The sequence below is a fragment of the Sulfurimonas crateris genome (genome assembly GCF_005217605.1).
Taxonomy (GTDB): Bacteria; Campylobacterota; Campylobacteria; order Campylobacterales; family Sulfurimonadaceae; genus Sulfurimonas; species Sulfurimonas crateris.
In genome coordinates this window covers 97,429-110,077 of record NZ_SZPX01000002.1, presented here as the reverse complement: position 1 = coordinate 110,077, position 12,649 = coordinate 97,429, and the positions used below count along the sequence as shown (strand labels likewise).

12 protein-coding genes and 1 tRNA gene are annotated in these 12,649 nt (G+C 39.2%); 3 read left to right on the top strand and 10 right to left on the bottom strand.

The genetic code is table 11. The annotated features are described in order from the left end of the window. Positions 1–50: 50 nt before the first annotated feature. The gene (locus FCU45_RS03215) at positions 51–1,298 is read left to right on the top strand and encodes an ATP-binding protein (protein ID WP_170175820.1); all 1,248 of its coding nucleotides are present in this window, start codon (positions 51–53) and stop codon (positions 1,296–1,298) included. 794 nt (positions 1,299–2,092) lie between these two features. On the opposite strand, the gene FCU45_RS03210 is transcribed toward FCU45_RS03215, so the two are convergent. The 6 genes from FCU45_RS03210 to rsmH all read right to left on the bottom strand — a co-directional run bounded on the left by FCU45_RS03210 (position 2,093) and on the right by rsmH (position 7,392). After that, the gene (locus FCU45_RS03210; RefSeq protein ID WP_137012221.1) at positions 2,093–2,464 is read right to left on the bottom strand and encodes a helix-turn-helix domain-containing protein; all 372 of its coding nucleotides are present in this window, start codon (positions 2,462–2,464) and stop codon (positions 2,093–2,095) included. Position 2,465: 1 nt separating this feature from the next. Continuing rightward, entirely contained in the window at positions 2,466–2,729 is a 264-nt protein-coding gene (locus FCU45_RS03205) for a type II toxin-antitoxin system HigB family toxin (protein WP_246032225.1), read from the bottom strand. A gap of 193 nt (positions 2,730–2,922) precedes the next feature. Next, a tRNA-Ile gene (locus FCU45_RS03200) sits at positions 2,923–2,999 on the bottom strand. 44 nt (positions 3,000–3,043) lie between these two features. Continuing rightward, positions 3,044–6,178: an efflux RND transporter permease subunit gene (locus tag FCU45_RS03195; protein ID WP_137012217.1), complete on the bottom strand. Its 3,135-nt coding sequence runs from the start codon at positions 6,176–6,178 to the stop codon at positions 3,044–3,046. Positions 6,179–6,187: 9 nt separating this feature from the next. Further along, a complete protein-coding gene (locus FCU45_RS03190; RefSeq protein WP_137012215.1) occupies positions 6,188–6,466 on the bottom strand; it encodes a hypothetical protein in 279 nt (92 codons plus the stop codon). Then, a complete protein-coding gene (gene rsmH / locus FCU45_RS03185) occupies positions 6,463–7,392 on the bottom strand; it encodes a 16S rRNA (cytosine(1402)-N(4))-methyltransferase RsmH (protein WP_137012213.1) in 930 nt (309 codons plus the stop codon). Before rsmH ends, FCU45_RS03190 begins: the two co-directional genes overlap by 4 nt. Before the next feature lie 92 nt (positions 7,393–7,484). Here rsmH and FCU45_RS03180 point away from each other — a divergent pair, with 92 nt between their 5' ends. Then, positions 7,485–8,570, top strand: a complete 1,086-nt coding sequence (locus FCU45_RS03180) for a response regulator (protein ID WP_137012211.1) — start codon at positions 7,485–7,487, stop codon at positions 8,568–8,570. Between the two features lie 4 nt (positions 8,571–8,574). Here FCU45_RS03180 and FCU45_RS03175 read toward each other — a convergent pair whose 3' ends face one another. From FCU45_RS03175 to FCU45_RS03160, 4 genes are all read right to left on the bottom strand, one after another. Continuing rightward, on the bottom strand, positions 8,575–8,874 hold the full coding sequence (locus FCU45_RS03175; protein WP_137012209.1) for a metal-sulfur cluster assembly factor: 300 nt from the start codon (positions 8,872–8,874) through the stop codon (positions 8,575–8,577). A 21-nt stretch (positions 8,875–8,895) separates the two neighbouring features. Beyond that, positions 8,896–9,951 carry a hypothetical protein gene (locus FCU45_RS03170; RefSeq protein ID WP_246032224.1) on the bottom strand — a complete coding sequence of 352 codons (1,056 nt, stop codon included), beginning with the start codon at positions 9,949–9,951 and terminating at the stop codon, positions 8,896–8,898. 187 nt (positions 9,952–10,138) lie between these two features. Beyond that, positions 10,139–10,480, bottom strand: a complete 342-nt coding sequence (locus FCU45_RS03165) for a hypothetical protein (protein ID WP_137012205.1) — start codon at positions 10,478–10,480, stop codon at positions 10,139–10,141. An 85-nt stretch (positions 10,481–10,565) separates the two neighbouring features. Continuing rightward, the gene (locus FCU45_RS03160) at positions 10,566–11,798 is read right to left on the bottom strand and encodes a glutamate-5-semialdehyde dehydrogenase (RefSeq protein WP_137012203.1); all 1,233 of its coding nucleotides are present in this window, start codon (positions 11,796–11,798) and stop codon (positions 10,566–10,568) included. A 68-nt stretch (positions 11,799–11,866) separates the two neighbouring features. Between FCU45_RS03160 and FCU45_RS03155 the strand changes: the two genes are divergently transcribed. Then, on the top strand, positions 11,867–12,631 hold the full coding sequence (locus FCU45_RS03155) for a pyrroline-5-carboxylate reductase (protein WP_137012201.1): 765 nt from the start codon (positions 11,867–11,869) through the stop codon (positions 12,629–12,631). The last annotated feature ends 18 nt before the right edge of the window (positions 12,632–12,649 follow it).

Here is a 12,649-nt window from a genome sequence, read left to right as displayed (position 1 = left end):
CTGATAATTCATAATATACGTTATAATAACTCATGATATTGGAGGAGACTATGTTTATAAAGAGAAATATAGAGCCCTATATTTTAGAGTTATTAGAATCTTTTAAAATTGTAACCATCGCAGGACCTCGGCAATCAGGCAAAACAACTCTCAGTAAAAAGATAGCAAAAGAGCTTGGGTTCAAATACTATACTATGGACGATGAAACAATTTTAAAAGCTGCACAAGACGATCCGCTAACATTTGCCAAACAACTAGCAAAAACACCCTCCGTAATAGATGAAGTGCAGATGGCAATAGAGCTTGTAAAAGCTCTAAAGATGGTTGTAGACGAAGAGAATAAAAACGGTATGTTTCTCTTAACTGGAAGTGCAGATCTTTTTAAAATGAGTGCCATAAAGGAATCTCTGGCGGGGAGAATGGTAAGCGTCGACCTTTTCCCTTTTTCTCAATATGAGCTACAAAAAAAGAGAGAGAACTTTATAGATATTCTCTTTGGTAATGCAGTAGCAGATATCAACTTTAAAGCCATTAGTGTCGAAGAACAGGTTGAGATCATAACAAAAGGCGGTTTTGCCAGTGTGTATAATAAGCCTCAAAGAGTATCTCATACATGGTTTGAGAGCTACATTACAGCTCGTATTGAAAAAGATTTAAGCCTTATAAAGCGAGTGAGCCAAGAAAACAAATCTGAAATATTTAAGCTGCTTTCGCTTTTAGCTCACAACAACGCAAATTTGCTGAAGTACAACTCGCTTGCATCACATCTAGCTATTAAAGATATGACGGTAAAGTCGGATATAGAGATTCTTGAAGCTCTCTACATAGTAAAAAGAGTAAATCCATACTTTACAAATAGAGGCAAAAGAGAAGTAAAAACTCCTAAAATTCACTTTATCGACACGGGTTTAGCTTCTCACCTGCTTGGTATAGATAAAGAAGCGCTTATACTAAAAGAGCGAGAACATTTAGGAAATCTTGTAGAGAACTTTGTATATACTGAGCTGTTAAAGCATACGACCTATGCCAAAAAGACGACGAAAATATATCACTACAGAGATGCAGATTATGAAGTAGATTTTGTTTTGGAGCAAAGCAATACAAACATCATCGCCATTGAGGTAAAAGCATCTACAAGTATAAAGAGTTCAGAACTAAGAGGACTTGTAAAGCTTGCCCAGAATAGTGGTGATAATTTTAAAGGCGGATTTATTTTTTATATGGGTGAGCATATTATACCGATGCAAAAAGATGGGTACAAATTTTTAGCGCTGCCTATGTCTGTTTTGTTAAATTAGTCTTAAAGTTCGTTGTTAATGGAGTTTTACACTGGTGGGTTCTGAGTGACTCGAACACTCGACCACTCCGTTATGAGACAAAAGCACTATGCGGTAAGCTAACCTATTTAACAATAAATAGCCCTATTCTGCGAAGTGTAAAAAGTATTTTAAAGTTTTTAAAAGTACAATTAAATTTGCAAAGCCGACACCCAATTTGGATACCGTTCAGAGTTTTGTGTCAGTAACCGACAGTCATTAAAATCATATCATAGTTCAACAATTTAGTTTGAAACTTAGGGAAAGCTCCAAAACCTACACTTTGTGAGATATGTAACTGGTTTAAACTATTTAGGTTTATCAACAAAAGCTTACTTAGTTATCTTTAGTTTTTAAGGAACACTGACCAAAAAACATAACCTTTAAAATAGTGGTTATATCTTTGTATTTGATCATCTGAGCATTTATACTTTTTAAATACTCAAATAATGAAACACATTATCTATGTCTATAAAAAATAACTATTGGTTTAAGCTATTCTTTATAGGATGGTTTTATGCTTCATCGTCTTAAATAGATATTAAATCTTGAGAAAGGTTTGTTTCATCCATAGATAAATCATTTGTTACAGACAATATACTACAAATCTAAGATGCTAATAAAATGTTCATAACGGCTGGACATAATATCACTACATCTCAGGACATTAAAATCGAAGTTTATATTTCTAAATGCTAAAATTTACAAGCGAAAAAATTTCAAAATCTGGGAGTGTTAGAAATTGAAAGAAAAATGCTTAATCTAAAAAATAAAAACTAAGCTCTCTTTGGCGGTTGAATTAATGTTTCAAGCGGCAGATGCAATCCGCTTGAAAGTTTTGTAATCATTGAAAGTGAAAGTGAAATTTTTCTATTTAAAAGTTCAGAGACCTTGCTTCTATTTCCGATATACGGCACTAAATCTTTTTGCTTTAAGTTCATTTGCTGCATTCTAATTTTTATAGCCTCTATTGGGTCTGGTTCAGATATAGCCCAATTTTCTTCTTCGTATTTTTCAATCAACAATACTAAAACTTCTAGTTCATCACTCTCTTTACTTCCAATCGGCGGATTTAGTTCCATAAGTCTATCGACTTCTTGTAGAGCCATGTCATACTCTTGTTCGTCTCTAATTGGTTTTAATAACATTTTATATCTCCTCTGCATTTATTTTATCATACTGGCTATGAGTTCCTATGAACTTAACCCTAATGATTTTACGAGGGTAGTCAATATGGACTACCAGCCTATAATCATTGCCCTTGATGTTAAAAACTACACGGTTATCTTTTAAAAAAGATGCGCTTGCATATATTTTTTTAATATCATCAGGTGTGCTCCATGTGGACTTTTTTGCGTCCGAATACCAAACCTCTAATGCAGTCTTAGCATTAGAATGTTTCTCATAAAACATTACTAAAGTTCTTTTACTGATAATATTCATGTTGTTATTGTATTAAAATTCCCTTTAAAGGAACTTTAATACAATAATTAAAATACATAGACAATTATCAAAAGTGGGGCAAAAAGTGGGGCAAGGTGTTTTTTGATTGTTTTATTTTTCTTTAAAAAGTCTTTGAAAGTTCGTTGTTAAGGGAATTTGACAGTGGTGGGTTCTGAGTGACTCGAACACTCGACCACTCCGTTATGAGCGGAGGGCTCTAACCAACTGAGCTAAGAACCCACTGTTTCTATCGAAGCTATCGCTTAGTAGGTCGGAATTATACTTTAGACCACCTTAGAATTTTCTGATATTTGGACATCTTTAACCCTAAATACTACTGCGTAGAGAAGCGGCACGTAGACTAGGTTTAATACGGTTGCCCAAGCTATTCCAAATCCGAGTGAAATTGCCATAGGCTGAAGTATCATAGCCTGCCCTGAAGCGAAGAATATCAGCGTAGACAATCCGAGCACGGTAGTAAGCGAAGTCAGCAAAATAGGTCTTAACCTTGTTTGTGCCTGCTTCATCAGCTCCTCTACATTTCTTGCGCTTTTTATAAAGTTAACCACTATAAGACCGTCATTAACCACAACGCCCGCAAGTCCCACAACTCCTATCATTCCCGGCATTGTAAGGTTTATGCCCATTACCATATGTCCAAAGAATACGCCAAGCAGAACAAGCGGTATAGTACTTATGACGATAAGAGATTTTTTTATAGAGTCAAAGAGCCAGACAAGCGTTATAAAGATCAAAAAGATAGCTATTAGTGCGGACTGCATCAGCTCTCTTTTGTTTTTGGCGTTCTCTTTCTCTTCACCCTTTATCTCAAGTTTATAGCCGTCACTCTCTAACTTTGCAAATGCGGGGTCAAGTTTTTTCATAACCTCAGCAGAGGTGATGATCTTCTTATCTATGGAAGCGACTACGGTTCTTATCCTCTCACCGTTCTCTTTTTGAAGAGCTACGAAGCCTTGGGTTATGATAAAGTCGCAAACATCTTTTAGCAAAACAAAAGTGTCGCTAGAAGGAACCTGCACCTCTACGCGCTCTATAGAGTTTATCTGCTCATTTACACCGCTCTCTATTTTGATGCGGACAAGACCGCTATCGTTAAACATCTTGCCGTATTCGCCTTTGAGATAGTACGCTCTAAGCTCTTTTGATATCAGCTCCTCGTTAAAGCCAAGCTGCTGTCCATACTCATTTACGCGCAGTTTTAGCTCTTTTTCGCCGAGCGTTGCATCGTTTGATATATTGCTTACACCCTCAACGGCTCTTAGAGCATCTTCAAGCTCTTTGATACCCTGCATAGTTTTTTTCTCATCAGCCGCACTTAGGCTTATCTCAATGTCAGAAGCAACAACACCCGCTCCCGGAACCTTTACGACAAGCTCTTCAAAGATGATATTTCCGCTCTCTTGAAGAGTTCTAAACGGCTCTACAACTCTCTCGACATCTTTTGCGATCTCTCTTGCGTCTCTCTCTCTTTTGAGTATCTCTGCATCATACTCTATTGAAAGATATGGGCTAATGTACTCATCAAAAGCATTGTCTGCTGCACGCTCGCTCAGGTCAATAAATATATGAAAGAGATGCTCTCCCGTCTCGACCATATTTTTAGCATCCAGCTTAAATCCGATAACGGAAGTGATTGAGGAGATATCATCCCCTTTTATATGCTTTAAAAGTTCCCTCTCAAGCTCGGTAACAATTGCCTCTGTGTCTTCAAGCTCATTATTGACATTTACCTTTCCGTAGACATATACCTGCGTCGTGTCAAAATCAGGAAAGAGTTGAAATTTGGAGTTTTTTATCATAACGGCAGTTAAAGATAAGATAGTAACGACCATAACTATAAGCGAGACCCATCTCTTCTTGAAAACAAAGTGTAAAACGGCGCTGTGCCAAGAGGTTAGTTTTTTCCATATCTTTCTTGTAGAGCTATCGCTGTGCGATACTTTTAAAAAGTCATGCGCATGAAGCGGCAGGAAGTAAAACGCCTCAAAAAGCGATGAGAGGAGAAGAACGGTTATCATGATAGGGATGATCTTTATAAACATCCCCATCTCGCCGCTTAGAAGAAGCATAGGCAAAAATGCAAAAACGGTCGTCAGAGTAGCGGTCAGAACTGCAGGAAACATCTCCTGCGCTCCTACAATAGCCGCTTCTCTTCTCTCCATCCCATTCTCCAAGTGCCTGTAGATGTTCTCGGCAACGACTATCGCCTCATCAACAAGCATACCAAGAGCTATGAGCGCTCCTAGAAGCGAGAGCATATTTAGAGAATCTCCCATTATCTCGGTGGCGATCAAGCCTATCATAAAGCTCAAAGGAATCCCGATAGCTACGACAAGGGCTATACCGCGGTTAATAAATATAAGCATCGCCAAAAAGACAAGCATAAGTCCAAAGGTTATATTTGCAAATACGGTATTTAGACGGTTTTTTATCCACACAGAAGTATCTGCATATATCTCGTAACGAAGCTCAGGATGAAGTTTTTCACTCTCTTTTAAAAGAGCTCTTACCTGTTTTACAAGCTCTATCGCATTTCCCTCTTTTGCTTTTGCAACGTTTATAGATATGTTTCTAACACCGTTGTAGTGAGAAAGTTCCGTCTCATCACTAAGCTTAAAAGAGACATCTGCAATGTCGCCGACTCTGACTCTAGAACCGCCTACGTTAATGACGGTGCTCTCAATATCTATCTTGTTTTTCTCTCCGTTATAGGTAGAGATGTAGAGATGCGAACCTCTATCTTTAATAGTTCCTATGGGAAAGACTGAGCTTATATTTCTTAGTGCCTCCACAGCCATAGCCGGCTGCAGTCCAAACGCCTGAACCTTCTGCTCGTTTATCTTTATAACAAGCTCTTCTTCGGCATCACCGCGAATGGTGATCTCGCTAAGCTCTTTAAGTTTGCTAAGTTTGCTCTTTAGCTCCTCCGCTCTTAAGAGAAGCTCCTCTTTTGGTCTGTCGCCTGCGAGGGCTACAAGTGCGAGAGGAAAGTTGTGCAGCTGTATCTTTGCGATCGGCTCTGCCATATCTGCAGGCAGATCTTTTTTTACACTACTTACTATATCTTTTACGTCATTTAAGACATTAGCGTTGTCAGAACCCGGTTTTATGTCGGCTATGATCGAAAAAGAGCCGTTTTTAATGGTCGTTTTCATAATGTCAAGTTCGCTGATGTTTTGAAGGTCATCCTCTATGGTTTTTACCACCATCTTATCAAGGACATCTGCGGAAGTTCCAACGTAGCCGCCTGAGATGGTGACCTTGTCCATATTCATAGGAGGAAATATCTCTTTTGGGATATTAACGTATGCAAATATTGAGAGAACAAATATAAATGTAAGTAAAATATGGTTGAGCAGCGGTTTATCTATGGCAAACTCTAAAAAACGACGAATCATCAAACCTCTTTAAAATATTGTATCAAGTACTTGGTTTTTAAATCTAATAGATTCAACAGAGCCTTTTATAAGCCTGTTCTCCTCTTTTAGCGTATCATACTCGCTTTTTAGTTTTGATATATCCCTGCTTTTAAAGTAGATCTGTTGTTGAATATATATTTTAGGAAAGAGAACAATCGAGACAAATACTATACCGAGCAGAACATACAGAAGATGGTTTACGTCCACATCTTTTTTTGGATTTAGGACTAAGTCTAGTTCACTTAAAAGTTCTGTTTTATCACTCATTCTTCTATATCCGTCTCAAACACTCTCAGTTTTGCGCTTCTGCTTCTAGGATTTGCTTTTAGCTCCTCATCTTCGGCAGTAAGCGGTTTTTTTGTCAGAACTCTTCCGTATGAGTGGTTATTGCCGCACGTGCATCTCATAGCCTCTTGAGGACAGATACAGCTCTTGCTCCAGCGCACAAACCTGTTTTTTACTATTCTGTCCTCAAGCGAATGAAAAGAGATTATCGCTATTTTTGCATTTGGAAATCTTGCCTCTTCAATGGTATCTAAAAGTGAGCTCAACTCGCCAAGCTCATTGTTCACCTCTATGCGGATAGCCTGCATTAGAAGCGTTGCAGGATGAATCTTTTTGCCTTTTGGCATAAGGTGAGTCACGGCTTCGCTTAACTCTTGAGCTGATGAAAACGGACGGTTACTCACTATAAAAGAGGCTATCTTTTTATAGTTTCTAAGCTCGCCGTACTCAAGCAAAATTCTCTCAAGATCAGCTGCAGAGTACTCATTTACAACCTCTGCCGCACTTAGCAGAGCATCCCTGTCCATTCTCATATCAAGGTTCTCGCTTGCAAAAGAGAAGCCTCTCTCTTTTTGGTCAAGCTGAAGCGACGAGACCCCGATATCCGCCAAAATACCTCTGATATCTTTAATGTCATACTCTTTTAAAATCTCTTTGATAACAGATGAAAAACGCCCTTTTTTTATCTCGACTCTATCTTTATATGGCTCTAATCTTTGGGTAGAAAAATCTATCGCCGTCTGATCTTGGTCTATTGCAATAAGCTTGATGTTCGGATTGGCTTCAAGTATTATTGAGGAGTGTCCGCCGTATCCCATCGTACAGTCTATGATAATCCCATCTTCAATATCACTGAATGTATCGAGAACCTGAGAGTATAAAACCGCAACGTGTGGAATAATTTGCATTTAAAGCCTAATATAATTTTCGTACAATTATACATCAACTTTGTAAAGTTTAATTTTTATTACAGTATGATAAAGAAAAAAAGAGCTCTGGCATGCAAACAATAATAAGTCAATATTATATAGAATTAATAGGATTAATTGTCGCAGTAACTCTCATTACGATCGTTGTACTGTTAAAAAGTTCAAAAGGAAAAAAGGCTCCCTTAGCAAAAGAGGAGAAGCTAGAAGCTCCAAAAAGCGAGAAAAAAGAGCCTGAAGCTTTGGTGGAGGTCATAGAGAGACAAGAAGAACCAGAGCTAAAAGAAGAGCCACAAGAAGCCCAAGAGACACCGAGTACTCAGGCTAAAAGCGTTCCTGCTACACCGACAAACAGAAAAAAGCGCGAACTTATTCCACATAGCAAAATAACTAAAGATGACTTTGCGGATTTTAAAGGTACAAGAGTGCTTATAGCCGAAGACAATATTATAAACCAAAAAGTTATCGCTGGGCTTTTATCTACTTCAGGCATAGAAATAACTATTGCAAACGACGGTCAAGAGGCGCTAAATATTCTAGAGAGCGACACAAATTTTGCAGTGATATTTATGGATGCCCATATGCCTGTAGTTGATGGTTTTCAGGCGACCAGACTTATCAGGAAAAATCCAAACTACGAACATATTCCGATTGTAGCGTTAAGCGGTGATACGGCGGCGGATGACGTTAGGAATATGTTAAATGTAGGGATGGAGGCGCATCTTGAAAAACCTCTGAAAATGGATGCTCTCTATGACATTTTGTATATCTATACTACGGGGGAGGAGTCGCAAACAACAGCTCCTGCGGCACCTCAAGAGAGTGTTGAGTTTGACATCAACAAAGGCTTGGAGATATGCGGAGGAGACAGAGAGTTCTATCTTGAGATATTGAATGATTTTCTATCAAAATACTCAGTCTCTGAAGAGACGCTTCAAGAGCATATAAACGGAACAAACGGCATAGATGCCGATAAACTGCTCCTAGATATATCAGGTGTAGCAGCAAATATCGGTGCAGACAATCTGCACGATGCAGCGCTTGAGCTAAAAAAGAGCATAGCTAACCCTTCAGACCTAAGCTATGTCAGCGATCTAAAGAAATACAAAAGATCGCTTGAGAGAGTTTGCGAGGCTATCAAAGAGTATATGACCGCTTAATATTTTAGCGGCTAAGAGCCTTTTTTACATGCTCGTCAGCCATAGTGATATTCCACTCAGGCTCCCAGACCAGATCTATCTCTACGCTCTTAATCCCTGCCATCTTCTGCACGGCCTCTTTTACCCACTGCTGAATAAGCTGATGCATAGGACAGGCTTTTGTTGAGAGTGTCATCTTTACATATGCATTTCCATCTTCGTCGCACGAAGCGTCATAAATAAGCCCCATCTCTACAAGGTTAAAACCGACCTCCGGATCTATTACCGTTGAAATAGCTAAAAACAGTTCCTCTTTTGTGTACATTTTTTATCCTTAAATTTTATTTTATTTATAATTTATCATATAAAACACGCTTCTAAGCAGTGCTAAAGCACCCATCAATAAAAATGAGGCTCCCGCCTTTAAAACGAGTCCATCTTGAAGCAAAATTGCCGTTGCTACTACAACAACACCCAAAGCGCAAAAAAGAAGCTGAGCCGAAGAGCTCCTAGCAGGAAGCATATCTGCAAGCATCGGAACTTTCTGTTTTCCCACAAGCGGAGAGAATCTCTCAAACCAGACAAGAAACGGGATGATCTTATATATATGACCTGTGATGACAAAGGCAAAAAAACCAAAGAACATCATCCACGCAGATGCCAGCAAGAGCGGTTCATAACCTACTGCAAAATAAATTAAAGCCAGAGATAGTGAAGCGATCAGAGAGAAATATGCAAACAGAAGCGATTTTGCATAAATATCTATCTCCTTTCTTGCTCTGGTCTTGTGTATCGTATATATAAAGTAAAAATATATCAGCAATCCTGCAGATGCCAATATATAGCCTCCATAAGCAAGCAAAGCAGAAGCGCTTAAAGAGGAGAGTACAACCATGATGACAGAGATACTTACAAGAAATATGGCTATTTCAAGAGGTTTTTTACTAAAGCCGTGTGAGAGTCCAAACATAGGAAGCAGAACTACTGAGAGCCCCATTATGATAACTACTATATAGCCTATAACCACTAAAAACACATGCCCCTTCAGGAGTGCATTTATATCAACATCCACCATTCCCGCATATCCAAGAGCCATAACAAGACCAAATATAATTCCAAAAAGTAGAAATATATTTGCTATGAGTATACTGCTGATGACCAGATTAAACTTCTTGACCTTTTTTATAGTCAGAAATATCTCCATAACAAATATCATCATAGCTACTAAAACAATTGTTCCGCCAAAAGGCAGAAATGTCGGATAACTTGTAAATCCAAATGCCATCATTATTGTCCCGATGGCAAGCAGCGGCCATATTGCATAAAAGAGTTCAACCCCGAAATGTCCTACTTCAAGCACAACTGGCACCAACTGCGCCATTGCACCAAAAATTGTCATCATTACAAAGCCGAGTAAAAAGAGATGAACAAAGCTTAAGACTTTTGTGTCCAACATTAATAGATTATCTGCAGAGAAAAAAAAGAGAAATATTACCGATAGCAGATAAAACAGACTCCCCAATATAAAAAATGGGGAGATAAGTTTAAATGGAGGGGCAAAGTCTTGTGATACTGAGAACATATAGCTGTTAGTGACTTATATTTTCAAGATCTGTTGCCGAGTCGGATGAGCTGTTGCTTGAAAAGAGTACTTTTACCAAGCCCTCAGGTGTCTGCTGGGTTTCATAAGAGATATCATCTCCCAGTTTTGCGAAGAGTCCTCCAGGTGTTTTATGGTTTATCATAACCAACTTGTCACTAGTTCCTTTTATAAGCTTCAATCCGCATACGGCATTTACCATAGGATCCGGCGGACCACATTTAGACGTATCAAAGTAGTAAGTGCTCTCTGCGTCTTTTTCTAGTTTATAAAAATCTACCGTTGCACCGGTAACTTCTATTTTTGAAGCCTCATCTGGAATAAGTGACATCAAAACTCCTTTAAAATTCATATAGTTAAATTATATTTAATATATAAATAAAGAGCGTTGACTTGTATCAACAATGGAGATATATTTATCTTGTTTGTCCGCTTCCATATATTTTAAACTTGTATGTTGTCAGTCCCTCTATTCCCATCGGACCTCTAGCATGAAGTTTATTTGTACTGATACCTACCTCAGCACCGAAACCAAATGCTCCGCCATCCGTAAATCTTGTTGAAGCATTGAGATAGACGGCTGCCGCATCTATTGCATTTAAAAAGGTCTCTGCGGCTGTTACGTTTTGAGTGATGATCGCCTCAGAGTGACCTGAGCTAAATCTTACAATATGCTCAATTGCACCCTCGACTCCATCTACCACTTTGATGTTTAGTATATTTGCAAGATACTCGGTGTCGTAATCCTCATCAGTCGCATTTGCAACATCTATAATCGCCTGAGTACGCTTACACCCTTTTAACTCGGTATGAGCTTTGTCAAACTCTACTTTTAAGAGCGGCAGAGTCTCTTTTGCTATAGCGCTATCGACTAGAAGAGTCTCCATAGCATTACAGACTCCAGGTCTTTGGACTTTTGCGTTTATTGCAATTTTTATTGCATCATTAATGATCGCATCTTTGTCAATATATGTGTGACACTGACCTTTATCGTGCTTTACAACGCTGACCGTCGCATTTTCGCTTACGTACTTTATAAGCCCTGCACCGCCGCGAGGGATGATCAGATCAACATATTTGTCCATCTTAATAAGTTTTGCAACTCCCTCTCTTGAAGAGTCTGGAATAAGGGAGACAAGAGATTTTGGAAGCTTGTTCTTCTCTAAAACGCTCTGAAGTATCTTTGCGATCGCATTGTTTGAGTGCTCTGCCTCTTTGCCCCCTTTTAATACACAGACGTTTGAGCTTTTAAAGCACAGAGCCGCAGTATCGCTTGTTACGTTTGGGCGAGATTCGTAGATGATACCTATAACACCGATAGGAATAGAGACCTTCTCTATCTTTAATCCGTCTTCTGTCACCCAACCATCAAGAACGCGCCCTACAGGCTCTTTTAGTGCCGCTATCTCCTCTATTGCCACTGCCATCGCGTCAATGCGCTTCTCATCCAGATAGAGTCTGTCCATCAAAGCGGATGAGAGATCGTTCTTTTTGCCATCAGACATATCTTTTGCGTTTGCTTCGATAAGATCCATAGTATTTGCTCTTAGTGCCGAAGCCATCTCTCTTAAAATTCTGTTCTTATCTGAGCCGCTTAGAGTACTTAGCACCCTGCTCGCTTGTTTTGCCTCTGCTAAAAATTGTTCCATTATCTAATCCTTATTTTTAAATTTTATATGTTAATGCTATACTACCATAAAAAAATAAAGGCACTTTTATGAAGACTATTACTTTCATCGGTAACGGAAATATGGCTCTAAGCATTGCAAAGGGACTAAAAGAGAGATACAAACTGGAAGTTATAGGAAGAGACCTAGAGAAGTTAAACAAATTTGAAGATGAAGTAGGCGTTGAAATAGAGAAGATTCTACTAGAGGACTCGGATATAGAGGGTAAGACGGTAATGCTATGCGTTAAACCTGCAAATGTAGAGGAGATCGCAGCTAGAGTAAAAGGCAGAGCAAAAGTGATCTACTCGGTTCTTGCAGGAACAACGGTACAAAAAATCAAACACAACCTCAACCCTTACGCCGTTGTCAGAAGTATGCCAAACCTTGCCGCAAGCGTGGGCAGATCTATGACAACACTTACAGGAGACGACTCATACAAAGATGAGGCAAAAGAGCTTCTTGGAGCCATCGGCAGTACTCTTTGGCTTGGAAGCGAAAAGGAGCTTGACATTGCTACGGGACTTGCGGGAAGCGGTCCTGCATACCTCACGCTTATTGCAGAAGCACTGGCTGATGGAGCCGTAAAACAGGGAATGAAAAGAGCCGATGCAATGGCTACTATGCGCGGTCTTTTTGCAGGTTTTGGCGAGCTTATACAAGAGATCCATCCGGCACTCTTGAAAGATGGCGTAATGAGCCCCGGCGGAACGACTGCAGCGGGTTACGGCGCTCTTGAGGACGGAAACGTAAGAGCTTCTTGTATGAACGCTATCGAGCAGGCATACAAAAAAGCTATCGAACTATCAAAATAACAAAAAAGGCAGCATAAT